General features: G+C 44.7%; 21 protein-coding genes. 9 read left to right on the plus strand and 12 right to left on the minus strand.

What is annotated here, in order from left to right:
• Nucleotides 1–13 precede the first annotated feature (13 nt).
• Nucleotides 14–3,535 (plus strand): PAS domain S-box protein, encoded by a 3,522-nt coding sequence (locus tag AB0756_RS32600; RefSeq protein WP_050045889.1) that lies wholly within the window; start codon nt 14–16, stop codon nt 3,533–3,535.
• A 314-nt stretch (nt 3,536–3,849) separates the two neighbouring features.
• Here the strand turns inward: AB0756_RS32600 and AB0756_RS32605 are convergent, their stop codons facing one another.
• From AB0756_RS32605 to AB0756_RS32635, 7 genes are all read right to left on the minus strand, one after another.
• Entirely contained in the window at nt 3,850–5,241 is a 1,392-nt protein-coding gene (locus AB0756_RS32605; protein ID WP_038082824.1) for an NAD(P)/FAD-dependent oxidoreductase, read from the minus strand.
• A 90-nt stretch (nt 5,242–5,331) separates the two neighbouring features.
• Complete coding sequence (locus tag AB0756_RS32610) at nt 5,332–5,571, minus strand: hypothetical protein (RefSeq protein ID WP_038082822.1); 240 nt, start codon at nt 5,569–5,571, stop codon at nt 5,332–5,334.
• A 38-nt stretch (nt 5,572–5,609) separates the two neighbouring features.
• A complete protein-coding gene (locus AB0756_RS32615; RefSeq protein ID WP_038082856.1) occupies nt 5,610–6,278 on the minus strand; it encodes a cytochrome c oxidase subunit 3 in 669 nt (222 codons plus the stop codon).
• 37 nt (nt 6,279–6,315) lie between these two features.
• Nucleotides 6,316–7,977: a cytochrome c oxidase subunit I gene (locus AB0756_RS32620; protein WP_408019833.1), complete on the minus strand. Its 1,662-nt coding sequence runs from the start codon at nt 7,975–7,977 to the stop codon at nt 6,316–6,318.
• A 13-nt stretch (nt 7,978–7,990) separates the two neighbouring features.
• On the minus strand, nt 7,991–8,911 hold the full coding sequence (locus AB0756_RS32625; protein ID WP_050045891.1) for a cytochrome c oxidase subunit II: 921 nt from the start codon (nt 8,909–8,911) through the stop codon (nt 7,991–7,993).
• A gap of 25 nt (nt 8,912–8,936) precedes the next feature.
• Nucleotides 8,937–9,542 (minus strand): DUF2231 domain-containing protein, encoded by a 606-nt coding sequence (locus AB0756_RS32630; RefSeq protein WP_038083943.1) that lies wholly within the window; start codon nt 9,540–9,542, stop codon nt 8,937–8,939.
• Nucleotides 9,539–10,033, minus strand: coding sequence for a DUF2231 domain-containing protein (locus AB0756_RS32635; protein WP_038083941.1), 495 nt, complete (start codon nt 10,031–10,033; stop codon nt 9,539–9,541). The genes AB0756_RS32630 and AB0756_RS32635 overlap by 4 nt, the downstream gene beginning before the upstream one ends.
• Before the next feature lie 506 nt (nt 10,034–10,539).
• Between AB0756_RS32635 and AB0756_RS32640 the strand changes: the two genes are divergently transcribed.
• Nucleotides 10,540–10,680 (plus strand): hypothetical protein, encoded by a 141-nt coding sequence (locus tag AB0756_RS32640; protein WP_153021470.1) that lies wholly within the window; start codon nt 10,540–10,542, stop codon nt 10,678–10,680.
• A gap of 25 nt (nt 10,681–10,705) precedes the next feature.
• Here AB0756_RS32640 and AB0756_RS32645 read toward each other — a convergent pair whose 3' ends face one another.
• Complete coding sequence (locus AB0756_RS32645; RefSeq protein ID WP_408019834.1) at nt 10,706–10,948, minus strand: ATP-binding protein; 243 nt, start codon at nt 10,946–10,948, stop codon at nt 10,706–10,708.
• Nucleotides 10,949–11,290: 342 nt separating this feature from the next.
• Between AB0756_RS32645 and AB0756_RS32650 the strand changes: the two genes are divergently transcribed.
• Nucleotides 11,291–12,883, plus strand: a complete 1,593-nt coding sequence (locus tag AB0756_RS32650) for an alkaline phosphatase D family protein (RefSeq protein WP_038083991.1) — start codon at nt 11,291–11,293, stop codon at nt 12,881–12,883.
• A 17-nt stretch (nt 12,884–12,900) separates the two neighbouring features.
• On the opposite strand, the gene AB0756_RS32655 is transcribed toward AB0756_RS32650, so the two are convergent.
• The gene (locus AB0756_RS32655) at nt 12,901–14,151 is read right to left on the minus strand and encodes an RNA-guided endonuclease InsQ/TnpB family protein (RefSeq protein WP_038083939.1); all 1,251 of its coding nucleotides are present in this window, start codon (nt 14,149–14,151) and stop codon (nt 12,901–12,903) included.
• A 59-nt stretch (nt 14,152–14,210) separates the two neighbouring features.
• Here AB0756_RS32655 and tnpA point away from each other — a divergent pair, with 59 nt between their 5' ends.
• Complete coding sequence (tnpA, locus tag AB0756_RS32660) at nt 14,211–14,603, plus strand: IS200/IS605 family transposase (protein WP_038083937.1); 393 nt, start codon at nt 14,211–14,213, stop codon at nt 14,601–14,603.
• 283 nt (nt 14,604–14,886) lie between these two features.
• On the opposite strand, the gene AB0756_RS32665 is transcribed toward tnpA, so the two are convergent.
• The gene (locus AB0756_RS32665; protein ID WP_038083934.1) at nt 14,887–16,446 is read right to left on the minus strand and encodes a cation:proton antiporter; all 1,560 of its coding nucleotides are present in this window, start codon (nt 16,444–16,446) and stop codon (nt 14,887–14,889) included.
• A 219-nt stretch (nt 16,447–16,665) separates the two neighbouring features.
• Here AB0756_RS32665 and AB0756_RS32670 point away from each other — a divergent pair, with 219 nt between their 5' ends.
• Together AB0756_RS32670 and AB0756_RS32675 are read left to right on the plus strand one after the other, a co-directional pair.
• Complete coding sequence (locus AB0756_RS32670) at nt 16,666–17,667, plus strand: DUF389 domain-containing protein (RefSeq protein ID WP_038083932.1); 1,002 nt, start codon at nt 16,666–16,668, stop codon at nt 17,665–17,667.
• Nucleotides 17,668–17,669: 2 nt separating this feature from the next.
• Nucleotides 17,670–18,347: a response regulator gene (locus AB0756_RS32675; protein WP_038083929.1), complete on the plus strand. Its 678-nt coding sequence runs from the start codon at nt 17,670–17,672 to the stop codon at nt 18,345–18,347.
• A gap of 28 nt (nt 18,348–18,375) precedes the next feature.
• On the opposite strand, the gene AB0756_RS32680 is transcribed toward AB0756_RS32675, so the two are convergent.
• On the minus strand, nt 18,376–19,824 hold the full coding sequence (locus AB0756_RS32680; RefSeq protein ID WP_137986310.1) for a sensor histidine kinase: 1,449 nt from the start codon (nt 19,822–19,824) through the stop codon (nt 18,376–18,378).
• 198 nt (nt 19,825–20,022) lie between these two features.
• Between AB0756_RS32680 and AB0756_RS32685 the strand changes: the two genes are divergently transcribed.
• The 3 genes from AB0756_RS32685 to AB0756_RS32695 all read left to right on the plus strand — a co-directional run bounded on the left by AB0756_RS32685 (nt 20,023) and on the right by AB0756_RS32695 (nt 24,157).
• Nucleotides 20,023–20,448, plus strand: a complete 426-nt coding sequence (locus tag AB0756_RS32685; protein ID WP_137986311.1) for a hypothetical protein — start codon at nt 20,023–20,025, stop codon at nt 20,446–20,448.
• Between the two features lie 346 nt (nt 20,449–20,794).
• Nucleotides 20,795–22,126: a serine hydrolase domain-containing protein gene (locus AB0756_RS32690; RefSeq protein ID WP_050045894.1), complete on the plus strand. Its 1,332-nt coding sequence runs from the start codon at nt 20,795–20,797 to the stop codon at nt 22,124–22,126.
• 99 nt (nt 22,127–22,225) lie between these two features.
• A complete protein-coding gene (locus AB0756_RS32695; protein ID WP_038083921.1) occupies nt 22,226–24,157 on the plus strand; it encodes a CocE/NonD family hydrolase in 1,932 nt (643 codons plus the stop codon).
• A 169-nt stretch (nt 24,158–24,326) separates the two neighbouring features.
• Here the strand turns inward: AB0756_RS32695 and AB0756_RS32700 are convergent, their stop codons facing one another.
• Nucleotides 24,327–25,592 carry a M20 family metallopeptidase gene (locus AB0756_RS32700; protein ID WP_038083919.1) on the minus strand — a complete coding sequence of 422 codons (1,266 nt, stop codon included), beginning with the start codon at nt 25,590–25,592 and terminating at the stop codon, nt 24,327–24,329.
• Nucleotides 25,593–25,617 lie beyond the last annotated feature (25 nt).

Here is a 25,617-nt window from a genome sequence, read left to right on the forward strand (position 1 = left end):
AGACGGAGACTGTATGACAGACCGTTTCCAAAATCACTCTGTTTTTTCCGAAGAGGAGCTATCTCAAAATAGCAGTGGGGCGATCGCCGAAGCCGATGTTCTGATGACTGCGGTGCTGATGGAGCGTCCAACAAGACAACCCGATTTAGTGGCAGAAAACCAAGCTTTGCGGACGCTGTCTCAACAACTGATGGAAGAGCCGCAGTCCCTGCTCAGAACGCTAGTGCAGATTGCCAAGGATCTGTGCCAAGCCGATACAGCCGGAGTTAGTCTTCTAGAGACTGTACCGGGTGGTACTTCTGTCTTTCGCTGGGTGGCGATCGCTGGGTCATTGAAATCCTTAGAGCAAACGACCACACCAGCCAACTTTAGTCCTTGTGGCACAACGATCCGTTGCGGTTGTCCGCAGCTCTACGCGTATCCCGAACGCTATTTTACCTATTTGTATCATCCCCAATTACCCATCGTTGAGGGATTGCTGTTTCCACTGTACGTGAACAATCAACCGCTCGGCACCATCTGGATTGTTTCTCATCACGAGCAGCGACAGTTCGATCGTGAAGACCAACGGTTAATGACCAGTCTTACGGGATTTACTGCCGCTGCGTTGCAGAGTATTCATCTGCGGCAGACGGCACAGGAAGCATTGCGGCGAGAGCAGGAAATCCGCACGCAGCAAGAACAAGCAGAAACGTCGTTGCGCCAAAGTGAGGCATTCAATCAGCAGATCCTAAACAGCAGCGATGACTGCATCAAAATATTGGATTTGTCAGGGCGGCTCTTATATATGAATCAAAGGGGGCAAGCGTCGATCGGCATTCAGGAGATGGACCCGTTCCTGAACACTGCTTGGGTTGAGTTCTGGCAAAAGGCTGACGACAGACAAGCAGCGTTAGATGCTCTTGATATGGCAAAAGCAGGTGGAGTGGGCAATTTCCAGGGCTATTGCCCCACTCTGGCTGGCGAACCAAAGTGGTGGGATGTCAAGCTGACTCCGATTCGGGGGGCAGAGGGGCAAGTTGAACGGTTGTTGTGCGTCTCACGGGACATCACTGAACGCAGGCGAATTGAAGAGGAAGGTCACAAAAATCAGGAGCGCTTATCCGCAATTTTTTCACAAGCCGCAGTAGGACTGTGTGAAATCTCACTTGAGGGTTATTTCCAGCGGGTCAACGACGAGCTTTGTAAGATGCTGGGGCGCTCGCGTGAGGAGATGCTGAGTGCAAGCGTACCTGATGTTACCCACCCAGATGATGTACTCAAAAGCCTCCAGGCTCTTGAACAACTGATTGAAACGGGCCAGCCAGTCTCGTTCGACAAGCGCTACCTGCGTCCAGATGGAACGATTGTCTGGGCAAACAGCAGCCTCAAGAGCCTCGACAACGAGCAGGGTCGTCCACGCAGTGTACTGGCAGTCACCGTCGATCTAAGCGGTCGTAAACGGACAGAAGAAATTTTGCGACGAACTGCCGAATTGGATGCCTTCCGTATCTCTCTGGCTGATGCCCTCCGCCCGCTCACCGATGCTTCAGAAATTCAAGCGATCGCCGCTCGCATTTTGGGTGAATCTTTGCAGGCAACTCGTGTCATTTACACTGAGATAGTGTCAGATGGTGAGGAGGTCATCGTTCATCGCAACTACACCAATGGTGTAGCTCAGTTGAGTGGACGATACCGTTTGGAAGACTACCGACGTAACCTAACCGTCGATCATCAGGCTGGACACCCCCTGGTTGTAACCGACATCCCCAATAATCCGAGATATACGGATGCCCAGAAGGCGAGATACCGCGAACTTGATATTGCCGCGCACATTGATGTGCCACTGATTAAAAACGATCGATTCGTCGCTCTGCTTGCAGTTCATCAATCCACGCCGCGTCAGTGGACCGAAACCGAGGTCAAACTAGTTGAAGAAACCGCAGAGCGAACCTGGGCAGCCGTTGAACGTGCTCATGCCGAAGCCGCCTTGCGCGATAGCGAAAACCGCTTCCGGATGGCGATTGAATCTGCCCAATTAGGTACCTGGGACTGGAATCTCGTCACCAATCAACTAATTTGGGATGAAGGGTGCAAAGCTATGTTTGGTTTACCCCCCGAAGCTAAAAGCAGCATTGAGGTCTTTTTTGCTGGGCTGCATCCTGACGATCGCGATCGACTAGAACAAGTGGTGCAATGGACTTTGAACCCAGCCAGCAGCGGTAAATATGACGTAGAGTATCGCACGCTCGGGATTCAGGATGGAGTTGAACGGTGGATTGCGGCAAGAGGGCAGGCTTACTTTGATGTGACTGGTAAACCACAGCGCTTCGTCGGCACAGTCCTCAATATCACTGAGCAAAAACGTATTGAGGCAGAACGAGAACAACTCCTTGCCCGCGAGCAAGCCGCACGCGCAGAAGCCGATCGCGTCAACCGGATCAAAGATGAATTTCTGGCGGTGTTGTCCCATGAATTGCGATCGCCCCTCAATCCGATTCTGGGTTGGTCTACTTTACTCCTGGGTAAAAAACTAGATGAAGCCAAGACTGCCCAAGCGCTAGCAACGATTCAACGCAACGCCAAGCTGCAATCTGAACTGATTGAAGACCTTTTGGATGTATCCCGGATTCTGCGCGGTAAACTTAGCCTGAATGTGGCTGTAGTTAATCTTGTTTCCATTATTGAGGCGGCAATGGAAACAGTACGGCTAGCAGCCCAAGCCAAATTAATTCAAGTAGAAGCAAGCTTTGCACCGGATGTGGGTCTGGTTTTGGGTGATTCCACTCGGTTGCAACAAGTGATTTGGAATCTCCTCTCAAATGCGGTGAAGTTCACGCCCAACGGGGGTCGGGTAAACATTCGATTAGAAAGTCTTGACTCCTATGCCCAGATTACAGTGAGTGATAACGGGCAGGGAATTGAGCCTGACTTTCTGCCCTATGTGTTTGACCACTTCCGTCAAGCGAATGCTGCAACCACGCGTCAGTTCGGTGGACTGGGGTTAGGGCTGGCTATCGTGCGGCACTTAGTTGAATTGCACGGGGGCACAGTTGGGGTTGAAAGTTTAGGGGTGGGAATGGGTGCAACCTTTACCGTCAGGCTTCCACTCATGCCGACACAGGCAACCGCCAATCAGAACAGTCGCTCGTCAGAGTCATCTTTTGATTTGAACGGTATTCAAGTTTTGGTTGTGGACGATGAATCGGATTCACGGGAATTTGTTGCCTTTGTGTTAGAGCAAGCTGGAGCAGACGTGATAACAGCAACGACTGCCGATGAAGCATTGAAAATGTTAATGCAATCGCAGCCGGATGTACTGCTCAGTGACATTGGGATGCCAGACACCGATGGCTATATGCTGATACAACAAGTGAGAGCGTTGCCAAAAGAGCAGGGCGGACAAGTAACAGCGATCGCCCTTACTGCCTACGCTGGGGATTTTAACCAACAACAGGCACTCTCTGCTGGGTTTCAACAGCATGTGTCAAAACCAGTGGAACCAGAGGTGTTAGTCAGGGCGATCGCCAGTTTGCTCAGTCATACTAAGTGTTGAGCAGAAAGCTTTCCATTGTATGAGTGAGGCAAGCAATCTACTCTCAGATATTTAATACCACAAGCGCAAAACAGCCTGTTGGTTTGCCACCGACTTCAGAACTTGAAATTTTACGCGCTCGCGTTTTGTCCCAACTGAAATTAGGTTATCTTGCATCTGGGTATAAAACTGCTCAGAAGGTTCTCAATCATTTCATGACTAAACTAATCGGTTCAGTTTAGCTGTTTGGGGAATTCGCCAACGGTATCCTTATCTCCCTTGTCCCCCTTATCCCCCTTATCCCCCCTGTTCGGCTCTCAAATAGGATTGCTATATTAAATCTTAATCTCCTCGTCTTCTTGTCCTCTTCGATCTTCGTCGCCCAACATTTTTAATAATTTTCGAGCAGCTAAAACGCCCACAACTCCAGCACCAATGAATTCTACTGCTTGTACCACTTTTTTCCCTACATCATGAGGGTCAAGGTGACGGTGAAAAATCTCTTCATCGAGCCATTCAGTCGTGGCTTTGAAATCATGGATTGGCGTTGGTAGTAATGTTAAATAAGTGCCTTGACGGATTAAGTGCGCGGGTTCACCTGCCACTTCAAAAACATTAAACAAGTTAGCTGCTGCATCATTTATTCCTAATTTTAAGAGAGTTCCGCGAATATTAACCTTAGCAGGTTTAAGTTCTTCTCCTAATGCTAAAGCTTTCAAATTACTAGCAATATTAGCTCCTTGTTGATAAGCGACTTGCGCTGTAGGCGGTAATGAATTATCCCCAACTCCTACACAATCACCACCTGCAAAAACTTCTGGAAAGTCTAGCAGTTGCATAGTGGAAGTCACTAGGGGACGTCCGTGACGATCCTGATGTTCTTTAGGAATTGGTAAGTTTTGAATCAAGGGATGAATGGAAGTGCCGGCTGTCCAGATTGTAGTGCTTGCTGGCAGTGTCTTAACTTGATTGTTGCTTTTATATTCAATTGCGTTAGGTTGAACAGCAGTAGCTTCTGCTCCGGTAAGGATTTCAATTGATAAGCTACGGTTTTGTAATTCTTTCTCGGCAATTACGCGCAGGGGATCGTTAATATCGCCTCCAAGGATTTTTTCACCGTGATTGAGTAAGAGCACCCGGATTTCATCAGGATTTCCTCCTAAAGCGCTATACCAGTGCGGGAGAAAATCAGCTAAGGTAGCTGCCATTTCCACGCCGGAAGCACCACCACCAACCACGACTGTTGTTAACAATGTCCGACGTTGTTCGGGATCGTCAGTTTGAACTGCTGTTTGCAAACAATCGCGTAAATGACGCTCGAGAGCGATCGCATCAGCTTGTGTCCAGAAAGGAAATGCGTACTCTTTCGCACCTTCAACTCCGTGGTATCCAGTCACGCTACCTAAAGCTAACACCAAGTTGCTGTAGTTGTAGGTGTTTCCTGAAGCTAATTTGACTTCCTGTTGATGCAAATCTATTGATTGAACTGTATCTTGTACAAAAATGATGCCACTCCCTTTCAGTAATTCTGAAAAACGCGGTACCACTTGAAAAGTATCCATTTCACCATCGAAATACTCATAAAGTAATGGTTTAAAACAAAAGCGTTCGTTTTTATCGATCAGAATAACAGAGCGAGGATAATGTTCGCGAGCGAGGTGTAAAGCTGTAAATAACCCTGTAAAACCACCGCCGACTATCACAGTTTGATACACTGGGCTGTTCATAAAATCATCTCCAAGAGATCAATTCTCTTTTATTGAAATTCATATTTGTCTTTCTCTCCCAAAGAAGCAGAGAAAGACTTTATAGAAACTCTACAGCAACAAAAAGAAAGCAATTAAAATGATGCTGAGAAAAAAAGCAAATCCAATAGCGTATTCAACTCTGCGGCTAAAAAATCCGACAGCAGCAACAACAGTAATGACCAACCCGATAATAGCAACGTACTGCGTTTTTTGTAACCCGTGTGCAATGAGTGGATCTTTGTTAACATCGGGCGGTGGAGTTTCTTGAATTGCTTTTTGAGATTCTAATTTTTGTGCTAATACGTACATAAATTCACCTTGGTAAATAATTTGAAGCTCTGAATATTTTATGCCTGCCACAGGTAGAGAAGTGAAAATAAAAAGACCCAAATAATATCAACAAAGTGCCAAAATAAAGTGGTGGCGCTTACACCAAAGTGACCTTTATTGTAATTACCGCGTCTAAAGGAGCGAACAAGCATAGTTATCTGTAGAAGAACACCAGTAAGAACGTGCAGACTGTGGAAACCTGTCAGCAAGTAAAATGTTGAACCTACCAGCCCCGTACTTAAACCAAAGTCAAGGTTGCTCCATTCAATTCCTTGAGCAATTAAGAAATAGGTTCCCATGGCGATTGTTATTAGCCACAGCCAGCGAAATTTGTTTAGTTTCCGACGCTTGAGAGCATTTTCTGCTGGTTGGATAACGAAACTGCTAGAAAGTAACACTACCGTATTAGCGATGGCAAAGGTAGACAATTCCGGACCAGAAACCCCAGATGGGAGCCAACTGTTTGAGTGTGTCAATCGCAGGGTAACGTATGTGAAAATCAAACTCAAAAAAACGATGCTTTCTGACAACAAGAACACGGTAAACCCAAACATTCCTTTGCCGTGATGGTCTTCAGCATTTCCACCACCACTTGGTAAAAAACGCTTCAGCCAATTTGGTAGATATTGTCGCCACCGCTCAAAACGGATAGGACTTTCATCTATATGAATAACGCGACGGTTCATTGTTCTTTTTTTCCACTCAATTCCAACTGCCCAATCTTTAAGGTTCTGACTCAAGAACATCAGTGGGTTCCACGACAGAATATTTTGGATCGCCATAGTCGTAAGGAGGTCTTTTCACAACAGGAATCTCTTCAAAATTATCTGGTGGTGGTGGCGAGGTTGTTGTCCATTCCAAGCCCGTAGCGTGCCAGGGATTATTCGTTGCCTTCTGTCCGTAGAGCCAGGAACCAACCATATTGGCAATAAAGGGCAGTATGGAGACTCCCAGCAAGAATCCTCCAAGACTGGCAATCTCGTTCCATCCTTGATACTGGGGGTCATAAGAAGAAATGCGCCGCCGCATTCCCTGTAAACCCAGTGGAAGCATGGGGAAGAAAGTCAGGTTAGCACCAATGAACGTCAACAAAAAGTGCAGCTTACCCCAGCCTTCAGCATACATCCGTCCAGTCATCTTAGGAAACCAAAAGTAAATGGCAGCAAATATTGCCATCGTGATGGTGTTAAAGACAATGTAGTGGAAGTGCCCCACGACAAAGTAGGTATTGTGGACGTGAATATCAAATGGCGCAGCTGCAAGCATAACACCAGTGACACCGCCAAGAAGAAACATAGCTGCACCTCCCATCGCAAATAGCATGGGTGTCTCTAAGTGCAGCTTACTCTTCCAAACTGTAGCCGTCCAGCCAAATGCCTTTACACCAGTGGGCACAGCAACCAACATTGAAGTGACCATGAAGAACATTCTCATCCAGCTAGGGGTCGCACTTGTAAACATATGATGCACCCAAACAAAAATACTGACTCCAGCAATTCCCAGCGTGGCGATCGCCAACGAGCGGTAGCCAAATAAAGGGTTGCGGGAAAAGGCAGGCAAAACCTCTGCAAAAATACCGAAGGCTGGTAGTGCCATGATATAAACTGCTGGGTGGGAGTAGAACCAGAATAAATGTTGGTAAATAATAGGATCGCCGTTTTCTAAAGGCTTGAAAAAAAGCGTTCCGAAAGATAGGTCAAATAATAGTAGTATTAATGCACCCGTCAGGGCAGGCAAATTAACCAGCTGCAACAACTGGGCACTCAGAGCTGACCAAACAAAGACAGGCATCCGGAAAAAGGTCATCCCTGGCGCACGCATCCAAAAAATGGTTGTCACAAAGTTAACAGCTCCCATAATCGAAGAGATGCCAATAAGTACTAAGCTCACAATCCAAATAAATTCACCGTTGATTGGCTGACCGGGAGGAATTTGCAGACTCACTGGTGGATAGGACCACCAGCCGGATTGTGCGGTGCCATTAGGCAGTAAGAAACTAGATAGTAATAAAATACCCCCTGGTGGAATCATCCAAAAAGAGATGGCATTGAGCAACGGAAATGCCATATCCCGCGCTCCAATCATGAGAGGTACCAAGTAGTTAGAAATACCCGCATTAAATGGGATAATCCATAAAAAAATCATGATTGTCCCGTGCAAGGTGAACAAGCCGTTGAACAGGGGGCGATCGACTACATTTGATTCAGGCGTAATCAGTTCGGCACGGATAACCATCGCCAACAGTCCGCCCACTAAGAAAAAAATGAAACTGGTTACTACATACTGAATTCCGATTACCTTATGATCGGTGCTGAAACTGAAGTATCGTCGCCAGTTATTAAGTGACTCATCTTGAGATATTTCAGACTCTCTATCCTCAGTCATATTTCCAGTAGAATTATGTGTCATTCATTACTTTCCTTTCAGTTGCAATAGGAGGTTGAGTCGGTGCAACAGTGTACCAGCCGCTCCTAAAGAATGTTTTTGGTGGTTGGGTATGCTCGGCGATCGCCTGCTCGTTGATGGTTGTTGGTTCGTGTTCTGCTCGGGCAAGCCATCGGTTATATTGCTCGAGGGATTCAACGTGTACGTTAGTCTTCATCAAAGCAAAATAAGTACCGCTGAATAGAGAATCTTTTAAATGGTACGTGCCCGTGCGAGTAGGTGTTAGCACGATCTCAATGTTGCGTCCGGGGACAATATACTGCTGCAAGCGGAACTCAGGGACGTAAAAACTGTGGAGCACTTCTCGGGCATGCAAGTTTAGACGGGTGCGGCGATTAACCGGGAGGTGCAATTCATGACTGGTCACATTGTTAGGGTAGCGGAAAGACCAATCCCACTGCTTTGCGAAAACATCAATAGTTTCCACATTGGGTTTGGGTTTATCATCGCTAGAGATGGCATAAGCTGGTTCAGATTCTAGAGGCACATGCAAATGTACAATTTGCTCTAAACCCAGAATATTTAATTGCTGATAAATATTGAACCCTTGAAAAGCGATCCACAACACCAGCACAGTTGGAGTTGCCGTCCACAGAATCTCCAGCCTGATATCACCTCTAGATGGGTGTCCTTCGCTGTAGTCATGCTTGGATGCTCGGAAGAAAAGTACCGAGTACACCATCATCCCCACAAGCCCAAGAATAATAAATGCGCCAATTGAGACTAAGAAGCTAAATAGACTATCGACCTTTTGGGCTTCTACTGTTGCCTCAAGTGGCATCCACGAATATGCTTGCTGCCCAATCCAATGGCTGACGCCGAGCAACACTGCAATATAAACAACTATTAATAGATATTCCAGAAACCTAACCATAATACTTACAGTGTTTCTCGTTTAACTATTTAAGCACCAAGTTTGGGTTGATACCCTGTTGAAGTAACTTAGCAGCGGTCACGTGAATGCCAAATTCCTCTCCCAATTGTGCCCCTAAAGTTCCATGGACATATAAAATACCCAGTATCGCGATACCTACCACCAAGTAACTCCACTGCACTTGCCTCGAAGTTTCCTTCCGCCAGTAGTAGCGTTGCAAACCTCTCCATACAGCCATTCCCACGATGATTCCCAACAGTAAGACACCACCCAAACCATGCAAAAGCATCGTCCAAGAAGCACTTAATCCCCAAGCACTCTCTCGATCGATAGTTGGGTTGGCTAGCAGCAACTCAAAAAAACCTGCAGCAACAGTGAAAAATGTGATAGTGGCTGCTCCTGCAAGATTGTACCAGCCAACATCAAAGAAACCAGAACGGATGGCAGCCAGACCTAAAAATTTGAAGATTGGTCGTTCTATGGCAAAAAGCGCTCCTGCTATATCAAATAATATCGCAATAATAAATAAACCTAAGGTCAGATGCACTAGTTTTGGATGCATGGGAATTTCGTAAGGCAACCCGTTAGCACCCAACTTCAACCCCAAAGTATCTATAAGTTGTGAGTTCATGTCGAAATTCCCCGCTTCATGGCTTCAACGACAGGCTCTACGTGCAACCCATACACCCAAAATAGCTTGCTCCCCAAATAGACTTGCAAGAAAACAAGGCAAATTAAAAAGGTTGCAACACCAAGGTAAGCAGGCGGTACCTTCAAGGGATTGCGATTGCGAATCACAAAACGCCAAGCTGCAATAGCGGCAACAATCGCCCCAAGCGCCCAACCCATAAGCGTGTGAAAATTGAGTGTTGGCTGAACTGCTTCATAGACTTGTGCCAGACCCGCTTCAAACTGTCCAAAAATTATTGCTACAAAAATCGCGATCGCCGCGACAAACATATTCCAGAACCCTACCTCAAACAAACGCACGTTGTGGCTAAAATAACCTGCCACATCGCACAAGAAGGAAAACAACACCATTGCAATTACGAAATGGACAATGATGGGGTGTAGGGGATCGGGGTACGGGAGATTTTGGCTATTAAGTGGTAGAGCGGGCATCGCTTTCTCCTTAAGATATCCAGATTCTGCGATCGCTTAATTTTGCTAAAAAAACAAAATTAATTATGAGATTTTTCTTATATATTTGCTTTTAAAAGTGCTCTCCAAAAAACTCTCTCATTTAGAAAGATTGCCTAACTAATAGAACAAAAACACTATCTTAAGGTTGATTTAGAAGAAAAATTAAAATTTATTTTTTGTTGCTTGCATTACATAATTATTGGATTTTATAAAAATTCATCAATGGAACAGCGATCGTGAGATCGATTTTTTATTTGGAAAACAAGTGCTGCTAGCTTCATGTTTTTAAGATTTCATACAATTATGAAAATAACATGAAATTTTTCTAACCCTTTGGACAGAAGTTGCTATTCAAGCTGCTGATGGCATCATTAGGAATTGCCACACAGCAACACTGGTTAGTAGTCGCGGCTCTATTGATTGGCTGTGTCTGCCTCGTTGAAATTGTAAATATTTGTGCTCTCCGTCCCGATCGTGCATGAACCATGCATCAGTTTGTTCCAATGGGAACCAAGGTAAGCTTTGGTTCATTTACAGGTCCGGTGGAGTGGCAGATCGATACTCTAACTCATATACTGACCTGTCACATCACCCTCCGTGTTGGGGAACGATCGCTTTTACCCTAGCAACTCAAGATGAGTCAGCCGAATCTTATCCTGACCCCAACGAAGCATTGACATCCACAATCGCCGGAGCGATCGCTAAACCTAAACCCGAACCACCCTTCTTACGGGAGCGATCGACTCGATAAAAGCGAGCGAAAATTTGCTGTTGATTTTCTAGTGCAATACCAACTCCTGTATCTTGAACTTTGATAAGGGCGTAAAACTCATTTTCTTCCAAAAAAACAATAACTTTTCCTCCACTAGGTGTGGATTGAATTGCATTAACAATTCAGTTAGAAATTAAGAGAATTAAGCTGACATTAACTTTACCTTTGCAAGAAATTAATATTTAAATAGTAAGCTGAATTCGGCAAAGTGATAGGGAACACCTTGAAGCGGTAGGAAAGTCCGGAGGTTTTCGTGCTTGGCTCTGAATCATAGCTGAATCTTAGATGTTACCTAATCCTAATAACGTCTCAATTCTGGTATTGAATCGCTAAGTTATATACGATCCTCGGCTTTTTGAAGAAGTTAGAAATCTGAAGAGTGTCCACCAAGTTTTAAGGCGGTGGGCATTGCCCGCCCTAATACCACACTGTTTCCCTGCTTTCACGTTATAGTTGTTAGGAGCATGAGAGTGTTAAATCACAGAACTTTTGAGCGGTTTCTTAATAGTAAAGTCAACAGACGTAATTTAATCCTAGGGGCGGGAGCATTAACTGGGTTCGCGATCGCCAATCAATTCCAACAAAGAGTACTTGCCCAAGTCAAATTTTCGAGTTACCCTTTTACACTTGGCGTAGCGTCTGGAGAACCCTATCCAACCAGCGTGATTCTGTGGACGCGTCTAGCGCCCGAACCCTTAAATGGGGGTGGAATGCCACAAGTTAACGTCCCAATTCACTGGGAAGTGGCAACCGACTCCAATATGAGAAATATAGTAGCAAAAGGTACCGAAATTGCTATTCCAGAACTGGCTCACTCAGTGCGAGTTGAGGTTAATCAACTCAAACCAGAAACCTGGTACTGGTATCGGTTCACATCTGGCACTGAGGAAAGCCCTATCGGTCGTACTCGCACAGCCCCAAGAAGAGAAAGCAATGTCAGTAAATTAGCCTTTGCTCTTGCCAATTGTCAGCAGTATCAAACAGGATACTACACGGCATATAAATACATGGCGCAAGAAGACTTGGACTTGGTAGTGCATGTAGGTGACTACATTTATGAAGGAGCGATCGCACCAAATGCAATCAGAAATTATACTAGTACTGAGATTTTCACTCTAGAAGATTATCGCAATCGTCATGCTCTGTATAAGACTGATGAAAATTTGCAAGCAGCTCATGCCGCGTTTCCTTGGATTGTCACTTGGGATGACCACGAAGTAGAAAATAACTACGCCAACGATATCTCCGAAATCGACAACGAACCAGACCAAGATCCGGCTGTCTTCCTACAACGACGAGCGTTTGCTTATCAAGCATACTACGAGCATATGCCGCTACGACCCTTCTCAAGACCATCGGGACCAGATATGCAACTTTACCGTCGGCTTGAGTTTGGTAAGCTAGCAACCTTCCACGTGCTAGATACCCGTCAGTACCGCACAGATCAGCCTTGTGGAGATGGTACCAAAGAACGTTGTCCAGAGGTTTTTGACTCCAACGCCACAATTACCGGTCAGCGTCAAGAAAATTGGCTCTACCGTGGTTTAGACCGCTCCCAGGCTCAATGGAACGTAATTGCTCAGCAGGTTATGGTAGCTCAGAGAGACTTGACACCCGGACCCGGTCAAACGTTCAGCATGGATAAGTGGGATGGGTACTACGCTTCTCAAAGACGACTGATGAATTTCTTGGAACAGCGCAAACCCTCCAATCCCATCGTGTTGACAGGAGATGTGCATAACAACTGGGCGATCGATCTAAAAGCTGACTTTGATAACCCAGAATCAGCAACAGTCGGAAGCGAATTCGTTGGTACCTCGATTACCTCTGGTGGCGATGGCGCAGACTCAAACCCAACAGTTGAAGCTTACTTACCCGACAATCCCCACATTAAGTTCTTCAACAACCAAAGGGGTTATGTTCGTTTTACAATCACTCCTGAACTTTGGACATCAGATTATAAAGTCTTGTCAAACGTGACAACCCCATTTGGCACACTCAGCAACCGTGCAACCTTTGTAGTTGAAAACGGTCGTCCTGGTATACAGTCAGCTTGACACTCCCCCGCTAATTGCTAACGCAATGTAGCGGGAGATTCTTGTTTCTCGGAAACACGCACGGCAGTTGCTCCACTTGGGGAAACCCCAAGACCGCACTGCCTCTTTTTGGCACAAGTACCAAAGAGTCTTACTGCTTCTCCACAAGCTTGAATTTCGGTATGTCCTACCGTATTTGTTGACAATATTCTTATCCCCTCTGTTCTCAAGTTCCGTGAGGCATTTTCATCCCTATCATGGGTTGTTTGGCAACTTGGACAAATCCACTCACGGATACTTAAAGGGAGCAAATCATTTTTGTGACCACAACATGAACAAAGCTTTGTACTGGGAAAGAATCTGTCAACTTGGATGAAGTTACCTTCTGCTCTCTCTAGTTTGTAGCTTATGAAATTAAGCAGCATTCCAAAACCAGCATCATGTATTGACTTGGCTAATTTGGTACGCGCTAATCCTTTAATACAAAGGTTCTCAGCTACTATGACTTGGTTGTCGTCAACTAACTTTCGTGAGAGTTTATGGAGAAAATCTTGTCTTGTGTTTGATATTTTTTCGTGAACTTTAGCGACTACTTTGATTGCCTTACGCCTATTGTTAGACCCCTTTACCTTACGAGATAAAGCTTTCTGCCTAATTCGCAGTCGCTTGGAGTATTTTCTCGTGGGTTTGATTGGGTCAACTTTGTAACAGGTTTCACCATCAAAGACAGTTACTAGACTATTTAGCCCAAGGTCGATTCCTGATATCTTCCCCTGCTTTGCAGTAGCTAACCTATCAGTCTCGAACAGTATCGCCGCAAAATATTTATCTGTACTTGTCTTAGAAACAGTTACGGATTTGATTTTGCCATTGACGCTTTTAGAGAAACTGGCTTTTACTAATCCAAGTTTGGGGAGCTTTAAATTACCACTTTTAATTGAGCAACTTTCAGGAAATCGAATTGACTGTTTAGAATGTTTGCTCTTGAATCTTGGAAATCCAGTGCGTTTTGCAAAAAAGTTTTTAAACGCAGATTCTAAATTCTTGAGTGACTGTTGTAGGACGGCAGCAGTTGGTTCTTGCAACCATTCATGATTAGCCAGTTTCTTCAACTGGGTAAGATCTTTAGCCATCTGACAGTAAGTCATGCCCTTACCCGTTTCTTCATATTGAGTATTAGTTTTATTGAGGTAGAAATTCCAAACAAAGCGGGAACATCCAAAGCTTTTAGCCAAAGATATTTCTTGCTCTTTGTTTGGGTAAATTCTGACCTTCAGTACGTCTAACATCAATAGATTTTTGAGAAACTTCTGGGAATATACTACTTAGCGCTATCTCCTGTCAATAGATGTACAATCATGGTTTTAGGTCTGTTTACAGACTTAACGCTCATATCGTTTTAGTTGTGAAGTACCGCAGAAAAGCTATTAACGCAGAAATCCTAAACAGGTTGAAAGAAATAATTACGGATACCCTCCAAAAGTGGGACTGTACTTTGCTGGAGTTTAATGGCGAGGCAGATCATGTACACTTATTAATTGATTACAAACCTGACAAACCACTCTCAACCCTGATTGGCAACATCAAAACAGTGAGCAGTAGATTAATTCCCAAAGAGTTTCCTTGGTTGGCTAAAAAATACTTTGACAACAAGCCTTACTTCTGGACTGGTGCGTATTTTGTAGCTAGTTGTGGAGGTGTCACGGTTGAGCAATTAAAGAATTACGTTGAGAACCTTTGAACTTCCAAAACAATGATTCGCACGGCGAACATTTTATATTGGTCGCAATTCATCTCCCGTTACAGTCGCAGACTTAACGGGAGATGAATTGCTCCATTAAGATAGCAATATGTTAGTAGGGGCGTTAATGCGATGCTTATACTTCGGGGCTACCAGGCATCCCGCGTATTCTAGGTGTGCCGACGGAGGAGGCATACGGCCGCCCTTACAATTAGGTCTACCTCACAGTTCTCACCCAATAAAACTTGTTTTGCTCCTGCTTGCTCGTTTGCCTTGATGGCGGTTATTGGTTGTTATCAACCTCATAGAGAAACGGTGAAAGTTCTCGATTTAACCAACCCGAACGGACAAATTCAGCATAAGTGTTTGCTTCAACTGCCAGAATTTCCGTTTTTAATTGCTCGTTAGTGAAGCTTTGCAAATTGGGGTATTCATTGTGTAAAGAGTCAATTTCTGCTTCCAATCGCTTGATTTCTTCTTTAACTAAAGTTTCTTGATAGCGGTAAAACTCCGGTTCAATTCCCGGTCGGTTATTAACTTGAGCTAGATACTGGAGTACGCGATTTAGAGCAGTCTGACGGGATATTAACTCTATATAATGCTGACGCAAAGGTAAATCTCCCAAAAGATGTAATTTTTGCAACAAAGGTTTAGTCGTTAACCCTTGGAATAGCAGAGTAAACAACACAACCCCAAAGACCGTAGCAATAATTTTTTCCCGCTCTTGAATGATTGTGGGTACGCTCAATGCCAAAGCGATGGATACAGAACCGCGCAAGCCACCCCACCAAAGAACAGTCTGGTCTGGTAAGGGAATTTTTGGTGCTTGTAAAAGATTACTTAACTTGCTAAGCAACAAGATTGCAATTGCCCGCATCAAAATCATTGCTCCCAATGTCACGGCAATAATAGTTATGTTCTCCTTCAGACTTGCAAACCGCACCTGATCCCCAATTAAGAGAAAGACAATCGAGTTGACAAAAAACGCTATAAACTCCCAAAACTCTGAAACAATCAACCGTGTACGTGGATTCATGCCAATGCGAGAGCCAAAGTTACCCAAAATTAAGCCTGCGGTCACAACTCCAATCACCCCAGATCCACCCAAATCTTCAGTCATTAGGTAAGTACCGTAGGCAGCAACTAAAGTTAAGGACTGTTCCACGAGTGGTAAATCAAAGCGTTGAGTTGCATAGGAAATACCAAAACCAATTAATCCTCCCACTGCCACACCAATACCCACAACTGCAAACATCTGTACCAAAATAGGTTGGAGTCCCAATTCCGCATTTCCCAGAGAGAGCCCTACCAAAAAAGTAAAAGCTACAACCGCCATCCCATCATTGAACAAGCTTTCACCTTCCATGAGTGTTGTCAGACGGTTGGGAACACCCAATTCTCGAAATAAAGCAGTCACTGAGACTGGATCGGTCGCAGAGAGACTAGCACCGATGAGTAGAGCAGTACTTAATGATAACCCAGCAAATTGATTTAAACCTATTGCCACGCCTGCAATCGCAATGACTACCCCAACGACTGCGTACAGACAAATTGGTAGCAAATCCCGCTTTAAGTCTGACCATTTTAAATTCCATGCTGCTTCAAACAATAAAGGCGGTAGAAAAATCAACAAAATCAATTCAGGAGAAAGATTCACCAACCGGATATCGGCAAAAGCCAATCCCAACCCTACAATCACTAGCAGTAAGGTGTAAGGTATTTGACGAAACCAACTAAAGATTTGCGGTAACGTTGCTACGCTTAAAGAAACCGCAAGCACTAAAAGAAACTGTGTCAGATTTGCTCTTAACACTTCTTCGCTCATTGCAGACTCAGCTATCATAGGAACATTTGAGGAAAAACTACTGTTTGCGATCGCGATACTTAAATTTCGATAATATTAACTACAGGTCAGGCTGCAATCAACCAAATTATATGTTCTAGAGGTGAATTATCTGAATTTATCTATGTTTCCTGGTAGTTTTACACTTTAAAAACAAACTTTTACAGCAAGTCACAAGAATGACCTGACAGCAAATTCTGCATTCTGGAGAAAAACGCCTTGGCAAATAACATTCGGGATCGTTTCAGAGATTGGAAACAGAAAGAAGTTAAGGCTGTCCAACTCGAAGAGCTACAAAAGTCATTGTTAGACGAATCAACTTTAGATTTGTCTTTCCTGACTTTGATAGTGAGTTCCTGTGCCATTGCCACCTTTGGTCTACTCTCTAACAGTGTCGCTGTCATCATTGGAGCTATGATTATTGCACCTCTAATGCTACCAATCCGGGGGCTAGCCTTTGGTGCTTTGCAAGGTAACGTTATCCTCTTCCGCAAAGGAACGATCGCTGTTGTGGTAGGAACACTCATAGCAATGGTGATTGCCTGTTGTTTGGGTTTGATTGTGCGGATGCCTAGTTACGGTAGCGAGATACTAGCACGTTCTGAACCAACACTGCTAGATTTAGGTGTAGCTGTGGCAGCTGGCAGTATTAGTGGCTACGCAAAGATTCAACCAAAAATTTCTGGGAGTTTGGCGGGAACAGCTATTGCCGTTGCACTGATGCCACCAGTGTGCGTCATTGGCTTGGGAATAGCACAGGCTGACTGGTCCCTCAGTTGGGGAGCTACTTTGCTTTACCTTACCAACCTCTTGGGCATAGCTTTATCTTGCATGGTGACCTTTCTAGTAGCAGGTTATACCTCATTAGTACAGGCAAGAAAACCCCTTATGTGGACTTTAGCTTTGACTGCAATCCTACTGGTTCCCCTAGGTGTGAGCTTTGCCCGTCTTGTGCGACAAGGGCAATTAGAAAATAGCGTTCGGCGAGCGCTGTTGAATAAAACTGTTACATTTCAGCGCTTGCAGTTGCTTGGCAGTAATACTAACTGGCTAACCAATCCCCCCCAAGTACGTCTGAGCGTGCGAGCTAAGAACCCGGTTACGCCTCGACAAGTACAGTTGTTAGAAGAATTTATTGAGCGCGAAATGGGACAACCTTTTACCTTAATATTTGAAGTTGGTCAGGTGGAAGAAGTGCGACGAGAGTCTCAGACAGATTAATTATGTCATATTTAACACCCCTTAATGGCAACAAACCCGCTCAAATTCCAATACAGCGCATCTTAATAGTGGAAGACGATCCAGTGATGCAATTGGGCTTGACACAGTTTTTTGAAGAATATCCTCAATTTCAAATTGTAGGAATAGCAGCTGATGGTTACACAGGAGTTGAAGTTGCAATCAAACTCCAACCTCATTTGGCAATCGTGGATATTGGTCTTCCTCAGTTAGATGGAATTGCCGCGACAAAGCAAATCAAAGCTAATCTACCGAATGTACGGGTAGTTATCCTGACTTCCCATAGTGATGAAACAGAAATGATTGCTGCTTTAGCCAGTGGTGCTGATGCATGCTGTATCAAGGGTACGAGCTTAGAGCAACTTTCGGTAGCCATAAGTGCTGCTCAAACAGGGGCTACTTATCTAGACCCTTTGATTGCTCGCAGAGTCATTGAACATCTCAAACCCCCAGCTGCTGTCAGTAAGATTGGTCAACTTTCATCGCGGGAATTAGAAGTCTTACAACTCATAGTTGATGGTCGAAGTAACCCGGAAATTGCCGCTGAACTTTATATGAGCATGAGTACCGTCAAAACTCATATCCGAAGTATCATGAACAAACTTGCTGTGAATGACCGAGTTCAGGCAGCTGTAGTAGCATTACGAAATGGACTGGTATAAAAAAACAATATTTACGCCTCCCTATTGTCTATTCTTCTTTGCAAGGTAGCGTGAACCAAAAAGTTGACCCAGCCCCCAATTTGCTGGTAACGCCAATCTGTCCGCCATGAGCTGTAATAATTTGCTGACACACGTACAGCCCAATACCCAGACCGGGCATGAAACGGGCTCTCTCACCGCGTGTATACAGTTCAAACACTCTAGTACACTGCTTTTGGCTCATTCCCACACCGTTATCCTGTACGCAACACAGTATTTTCTTACCTTGAATGCTTGCGTTTACAGTCAGAGTAATCGAGTGGGGATTGTGTTTAAGTGCATTGGAAATCAGGTTGCAAAATACCCGCTCTAGTTGTGTAGCATCAGCATTCACTAATGGTAAATCAGCTTGTACCAGATTGTTCACAATCACACGATTTTCCTGCAATAAAGGTTCTATATCATCTAGAACCGACGCCACTACAGTAGAGAGTTGCACTGGCATGGTATGAAGTGTCACTCCACGCACTTCCAAAGTGTAGGCTTCTTGTAATGAGTTAAGTAGATTAATTTGACGCGAGTTTCCTTCCAACAGACACTCTAGTGCTCTTGCCACACTGATATTTACCTGTGCGTCCGACTTCTTCAACAAGTTTTGCAAGACGATCGCATTGCCCATGAGTGGCGTGCGTAAATCATGAGAAATAGCATATAAAAAAACTTGCAATTCCCGGCGTGATTCAAATTCAGCTTGTTGCAAACGTTCATACATATATACACCTAGGTTACAGATGAAACAGAACCAAAATATCATCAATAGCCATCCCGCACTTACAAGCCCGGTGACAAGCCGAGGGTTTTCGGTGTAAGGAGTCAAGCCAAGTGCTGAGTTGACACCCACATAGTAAGCCAGCACCCCTAACTGTGACACCAAATGCAGCTGAGGACGTACTGGTATAATAACTGCCTGAGCCATAAACACCAGACGCCACATATCATCATTTCCCAAAGCAAAACCGTTCAGGGTTGCAATGACTTCTTGTAAAACTGTAGCGAACCAGGAGAGGCACAGAAAAATCATGCCGGGATAGCGATGTCCCCACTTAGTTCTATGGAGTGCAAACAAGGTGAGTAATAACGGTGCTACAGCCAAATCATGCATTATTGAGGAATCAAGCTGCTTCGCGATTAAAGAGATGAGTTCCTTGGAAAAATTTGCTGGTGCTTGAAAGTAGAACTTAAAATAAAGCTCTAAAAGCACACTACAGCACCAGATGGGGATTGCCACCCATAACAACAAGCCAACACGCCGCCACAGAAACTGGTTTCGCCAGACTTTGTATTCAGCCGACTCTTTGGGAGTCAACAAAAGCTTCAATCTCTTCCTAATTAAGTGAATTAGCGAATTCAGAGTTGCTTTGCCTGTTAATAGTAATTTGTTGGCTTGAGATGCCATAAACGACAATCGATGGTAATTTTTCTTCAGTTTATTATTCACACACCACTGTAGATATGAATCTTAAAAGATGAGTTAGTAATAGCCTCAAAATTACCATCTATTGAAATCTGACACTATCGTCCGAACGGTCATTTTATGTTGTCCCCTAGGTTTAACCAACCGACCGATGTGTAGTGTCATGGCCCAGTTTTACATTGAAGCCAGTCTATTAGCCGCGAATGTGACATGTACCTAATTATGCAAACGCCTGAACCCCGCTCTTTTTTTGGCGATAAATCTCATACATTATTTCAGATTGGCAAATTCCTGTTTATTAGTACGGTTAGTGCGGGTTTAGTTTGGCTTCCTCAACCATCTGCAGCCAGAAATCCGGGCTGTAATGTTTTTGGTTGTTGGGAAAAAGGTGGGGGTTGCAATGTTAGTGGTTGTTGGGAAAAAGGTGGGGGTTGCAACGTTAGTGGTTGTTGGGAAAAAGGTGGGGGTTGCAATGTTAGTGGCTGTTGGGAAAAAGGTGGGGGTTGCAATGTTAGTGGTTGTTGGGATTCAGCCGATGGCTACCGTCGCAGCGACAATGACTACTGGGACAATCGGCGTCACCGATATCATCGACGTCATTGGCGTTATCGGCGTTATCGGCGTTATCGCCACTACGACGATCGCTAAATCACATGAAGGATGGTAGCCTCAAAGTTCAAACAAGCATTGATGGACAGCGATCGCTATCGTTTGAACGGTCAATTTATTTTGTCCTCTTGGTTGAACTGACCAACCGATGTGTAGTGTCACGGCTGAGTTGTACATTAATGCCAGTCCTAAAACACCAATTCAATATTCAGAACTTTGACAATAAAACCCAATTTCTTCTAGTTTAGCCAACAAAACATTAGCCTTTCTAAGGGCTATTTCGGGTTTTTGGCATGAGTGAATTGGTGTGCTAAAAACTTCTTACAGTTTGCAAGTTGTGTAAGTGACATTCGTCTGACTTAAATTTCAACAACTTATAGAAAATATGAAACTTCTGCAAACAACGACTACATCAGTCGCTTTGGCAACCGCTTTTATTATTGGGATAGTAGGGAGGGTAGATGGAGCAACACTAGCTGGAAACAGTAGTTCTACGCTATCCCCAAGTGCAATGGTAAGTAGTGCATATACAAACACTGTTTCATCCGACTTAGCCACTCAATTGCAAGCGATACTAGACAAGACTGTACGAGAAACTGGTATCCCTGGCGCAGTTGTAGGAATAGTCAGTCCTCAAGGGACATGGTATGGCGCGAGTGGTGTCTCTAACCGGGAAACTGGAAAGGCAATGCAGCTAAATAACCTTTTCCACACTGGCAGCATTAGAAAGGCATTCATAGCAGCAACTGTACTCAAAGTACAAGAACAGGGCAAGCTCAGCCTAGACGATACTCTTGACAAATGGGTGCCTGAGATTGCAAAAGAAATTCCTGATGGCAACACCATCACGATTCGCCAACTTCTCAATGGGACTTCTGGCATTAAACCTGTGGAAGAAGACTTCGAGCAAGATATCATCAAAGACCCGTCGATACTTTTAACCAAAGATTGGCAACCAGAAGATACGCTAACTTACGTTTATGGCAAACCGCGCTTCACAGGTCAAAAATGCACGTCCGTATGGTGCTACCCGACCACTGGCGTTACCATTGCCCAGCAGATTGTGGAAAAAGCGACGGGTTCAACATTTAGCAGCGTTTTTCGCGACCGGGTTGTTGAACCCTTGGGATTGAACCATACTTTTTTAGGTGGAGTAGACGAAATTCCCGCTCAATTGGTTCGAGGTTACACGGATCTTAACGGGGATGGCAATCTCACTGATGTCACCGATTATGATTTAGCGTTTTCCAAAGCCCTTGGTGGGGTTGTCACCACCAATGCACAGGACCTCATGCGGTTTACTCAAGGATTGTTTGGCGGCGAATTGCTCAAAGGCGAATCCCTCAGTGAGATGCTCACCTTTGTTGATACTGGTCTTACCTTTAATCCTTATGGAGAAGAATTTAGATATCAATTTGGATTGGGTGTAGATAACTTTCCCAGTCCTTGGGGAGCAACGCTAGGTAAAGGTGGCACTAATGTTGGGAATGAAGCTGAGATGAGGTACTTCGCCGATAGGGGTATTGCTGCTGTAGCTTTAATAAACGGAACAAATATCAAAGGAGTGTCTATAAGCGACATCTTATACACTCACGTCAATACTTTGCTTGCGAACTCACAGGGAAACAATTCACAGTCGGTACCAGAGTCTAGTGCTACAGGGGGATTAATAGCGCTAGGTGCTGTGGGACTGTTGTTCGTGCGGCAGCGGCGATGAAGCATACGAACAGTCAAATGTTCTTCAAAGCGAGCTTATTTTTATACAGCAACACCTTGTTGTAACTAATGCAATATTGCATGTTAGGAATTTTTCACCATGAACGATCGCTCTCCATGGCGCAAACGCTGGTCTTTTGCTGCCATCTTTACCCTGGCTTTAGTACTGACAATTGCATTTTCTTTCAGTACTTACACTTACCAGCAGACTTTAGCACAAAACCCAACCAGTTACCCCAGGAACCAGGCACTGTATGTCACCGCCTCTGACGGAACAAAAATCGCGCTTGATGTATGGCTGCCACAAGATTTATCTGTCGGCTCCACAATTCCCACCCTCATACGAAGCACGCCTTACTACCGTGCGATGGAATTAGTGGATAAAAGTAAACAAAACGACCCAAACGCCACTGAAATAGACCCGTATTATCTTAACCCAGGATATACAGACTACTTCAACAATGCTGGTTACGCAGTCGTGCTAGTTGATGTCCGGGGGACGGGTGCCTCCTTTGGTAAGTTTGTCCCCAATCCATCCACATCGAAGAATGAAATTCAAGATTACAACGCAGTTGTTAACTGGATAGTAGCACAACCTTGGTCAAATCAAAAAGTTGGTGCTTTTGGTACCTCAGCTGAGGGTAGCACTGCTGAATTTTTGACGGTCACTAACAACCCAGCTGTGAAAGCGATCGCTCCCCGGTCGATGGACTTCGATTTCTATGCCCAGCAATACTTTCCTGGAGGCGTTTTGGTGGAAAAAAAAGCAAAGGAAGTCGCTGATGCAGGCAAACCTAGAATCGGTGTTTGCAGTTTGCCAGAAAACGAGCAAGAACCAACTTGCCAAGAATTTTTCAAGCTAGGCTTCAAGGGACCAAAACCTGTAGACGAAGACAAAGACAAACAATTGCTCAGATCTGCACTGCAAGAACGAGCTAATAGTATTGACTTTTTCCAAGCATTTCAAAAAATCACCTATCGTGATGACAAAATTGACGGATTAGACGGAACTGTAGAAGACTTCAGCATCTACAAATTTAAGGAAGACATTGAACGCTCTGACGTAGCAATTTATCATGGGGCCAGTTGGTTCGATGGGGGAACAGCAGAAGGTGTGTTAAACCATTTCATGGCGTACAAAAATCCCCAAAAAGCAATTCTTGGTCCCTGGACTCACGGAGCCTATGGTAACGCCAATCCTTTCGTCCCCTCCGATACGCCTGTCAACCCATCACGTGAAGAACAACTTGCGGATATGGTTAACTTCTTCGACGCCTATCTTAAGGACGATAACAATAAACCGAAGTTGAAACGAGAAATTAAGTACTACACAATGGGCGAGGAAAAATGGAAAACTACGACCGTTTGGCCTCCCAGAGGTGTCACTCGCCAACGCTTGTTCTTTGCAGAAAACAACGGTTTAACCAACAAACCGCCAGCAAGTAAGAGTGGCGAAGATAAGTATACCGTCAGCTTTGAAGCAACCACTGGTCCGGATAGCCGCTGGAACCAGAGTTTTGAGAAAATGGTTTTTCCCAACCGTACAGAAGAAGACAAAAAACTGCTGACTTACACCAGCGAACCACTCAAAAATGATGTGGAAATCACCGGTCATCCAGTCGTAACCCTTTACGCGACTTCTACTGCTAGCGATGGAGCTTTCTTCGTTTACCTGGAAGACGTAGACGAAAACGGCAATGTTACGTATATTACAGAAGGGCAATTGCGACCCATCCACCGCAAGGTGTCCACAGAACATCCTCCCTATGCCGTCTTTGGTCCTTACCATTCTTTCAAACGTCAAGATAGCTTGCCTTTTGAAGCAGGACAGTTAACTGAACTTCAGTTTCATCTCTTACCAACCTCGGTGCTATTCAAACAAGGACATCAAATTCGGGTGGCGATCGCCGGACACGATAAAGACTTATTCGCCCGCTATCCCGCAGTTGGGACCCCAGAAATCAGCTTACAACGAAATGCTGTCAGTGCTTCCTACATTGATTTACCAGTGATGCGAGGTAGACGAAGCTAGTGGTCTGTCCCAAAAGTTTTGACTGGTAATGCATTTCCAGTAGGGTGGGCAGTGCCCACCCTATATATTTAGGTAATATAGCTGGGGTTCGGGAGTAATCAACTATATTTTGTGGGGTAGACGTCCTCGTCCGCTGCCACACAAATGGACGCTGTCAATTTACCATTGCTTATGGCGAACTAAAGAATTTTTCCACACAACGGACAAAAATTTCCACTCCCATTGCTAATGCAGTTTCATCAAAATCAAACCGAGGATGGTGATGGGGATATGCCAAACCCTTATCAGGATTTGCAGAACCCAAGAAGAAATAGCACCCAGGAACCTCCCTCAAGAAGAAAGACATATCTTCTCCGCCCATGGTTTGGCATTCTGGAACGATACCTGCAGGAGTTTCTATGACTTGTTCCGCAACCGATCGCACAAATTCTGCCATCCCAGCATCATTAATAGTTGGGGGATAGTGCGAGTAGTATTCCAAATCATAACTTGCCCCATGACTTTGACAAATACCTGCAATAATCTGCTCGATACGTTGTTTAAAGAAACCCTCAAATGCAGGATTAAAATACCTAACAGTACCGCTCATTTTTGCCGTATCAGCTATCACATTCCACCTGGTACCGGCATGAAGCTCACCCACAGTCACCACTGCAGAATCAATAGGATTGACATTGCGAGCCACTATAGTTTGTAAGGCATTGACAATCTGGGCAGCAACGACAACTGAATCCACAGTTTGATGGGGCATAGCACCATGTCCGCCCTTACCCAAAATGGTACATTGAAAAATTTCTGTTGCTGCCATCAACGCACCAGCCCGGACACCTACAGTTCCCAAAGGCAAGTTATTCCATAAGTGTAGACCGATAATCGCATCCACATCGGGGTTTTTCAAAACCCCTGCGTCTATCATCGGCTTTGCACCTCCGGGTGATTCTTCTGCAGGCTGGAATATCATTTTGACAGTACCAGCAAAAGAGTCTCGGTTTTTGTGGAGATAATAAGCTGTACCCAAGGCAATGGTTGTATGTCCATCATGTCCGCAGGCATGCATAACTCCATCGTGCTGGGAACGGTACGGCACTTCATTCAGTTCTTGAATGGGTAAGGCATCCATATCCGCTCGAATAGCCAGAACTTTAGGGCTTGAGGATTGGGAAGATTCGTTCCCAACAACCAGTCCCTTATCCTCAGTTCCTTGTCCCTCTATAATCGCAACAATGCCAGTTTGAGCAATACCAGTTTGATGCTCGATACCCCATTCCTGCAACTTTTGGGAGATAAACTCATTCGTCAGTTTTTCTTGAAAACCTAGTTCTGGTTTTTGGTGTAAATACCGCCGCCACTCAACCAGTTGGGGTTGCAGGGAACGAATTGACAAGCGAACGCGGGATAAATCAACAGAGGTGGAGTTTGGGAGTGTAGAAATCATTGTTTACATTTTCTGAGTTGAAATG

The sequence above is a fragment of the Tolypothrix campylonemoides VB511288_2 genome, assembly GCF_045999855.1.
Lineage (GTDB): Bacteria > Cyanobacteriota > Cyanobacteriia > Cyanobacteriales > Nostocaceae > Scytonema > Scytonema bouteillei_A.

What these genes read in the sequence shown, in the direction of transcription:
- AB0756_RS32600 (WP_050045889.1), top strand. Translation starts at nt 14, where the DNA reads ATGACAGACCGTTTCCAAAATCACTCTGTTTTTTCCGAAGAGGAGCTA.
- AB0756_RS32605 (WP_038082824.1), bottom strand. Translation starts at nt 5,241, where the DNA reads ATGAACAGCCCAGTGTATCAAACTGTGATAGTCGGCGGTGGTTTTACA.
- AB0756_RS32610 (WP_038082822.1), bottom strand. Translation starts at nt 5,571, where the DNA reads ATGTACGTATTAGCACAAAAATTAGAATCTCAAAAAGCAATTCAAGAA.
- AB0756_RS32615 (WP_038082856.1), bottom strand. Translation starts at nt 6,278, where the DNA reads ATGAACCGTCGCGTTATTCATATAGATGAAAGTCCTATCCGTTTTGAG.
- AB0756_RS32620 (WP_408019833.1), bottom strand. Translation starts at nt 7,977, where the DNA reads ATGACTGAGGATAGAGAGTCTGAAATATCTCAAGATGAGTCACTTAAT.
- AB0756_RS32625 (WP_050045891.1), bottom strand. Translation starts at nt 8,911, where the DNA reads ATGGTTAGGTTTCTGGAATATCTATTAATAGTTGTTTATATTGCAGTG.
- AB0756_RS32630 (WP_038083943.1), bottom strand. Translation starts at nt 9,542, where the DNA reads ATGAACTCACAACTTATAGATACTTTGGGGTTGAAGTTGGGTGCTAAC.
- AB0756_RS32635 (WP_038083941.1), bottom strand. Translation starts at nt 10,033, where the DNA reads ATGCCCGCTCTACCACTTAATAGCCAAAATCTCCCGTACCCCGATCCC.
- AB0756_RS32640 (WP_153021470.1), top strand. Translation starts at nt 10,540, where the DNA reads ATGCATCAGTTTGTTCCAATGGGAACCAAGGTAAGCTTTGGTTCATTT.
- AB0756_RS32650 (WP_038083991.1), top strand. Translation starts at nt 11,291, where the DNA reads ATGAGAGTGTTAAATCACAGAACTTTTGAGCGGTTTCTTAATAGTAAA.
- AB0756_RS32655 (WP_038083939.1), bottom strand. Translation starts at nt 14,151, where the DNA reads ATGTTAGACGTACTGAAGGTCAGAATTTACCCAAACAAAGAGCAAGAA.
- tnpA (WP_038083937.1), top strand. Translation starts at nt 14,211, where the DNA reads ATGTACAATCATGGTTTTAGGTCTGTTTACAGACTTAACGCTCATATC.
- AB0756_RS32665 (WP_038083934.1), bottom strand. Translation starts at nt 16,446, where the DNA reads ATGATAGCTGAGTCTGCAATGAGCGAAGAAGTGTTAAGAGCAAATCTG.
- AB0756_RS32675 (WP_038083929.1), top strand. Translation starts at nt 17,670, where the DNA reads ATGTCATATTTAACACCCCTTAATGGCAACAAACCCGCTCAAATTCCA.
- AB0756_RS32685 (WP_137986311.1), top strand. Translation starts at nt 20,023, where the DNA reads ATGCAAACGCCTGAACCCCGCTCTTTTTTTGGCGATAAATCTCATACA.
- AB0756_RS32690 (WP_050045894.1), top strand. Translation starts at nt 20,795, where the DNA reads ATGAAACTTCTGCAAACAACGACTACATCAGTCGCTTTGGCAACCGCT.
- AB0756_RS32695 (WP_038083921.1), top strand. Translation starts at nt 22,226, where the DNA reads ATGAACGATCGCTCTCCATGGCGCAAACGCTGGTCTTTTGCTGCCATC.
- AB0756_RS32700 (WP_038083919.1), bottom strand. Translation starts at nt 25,592, where the DNA reads ATGATTTCTACACTCCCAAACTCCACCTCTGTTGATTTATCCCGCGTT.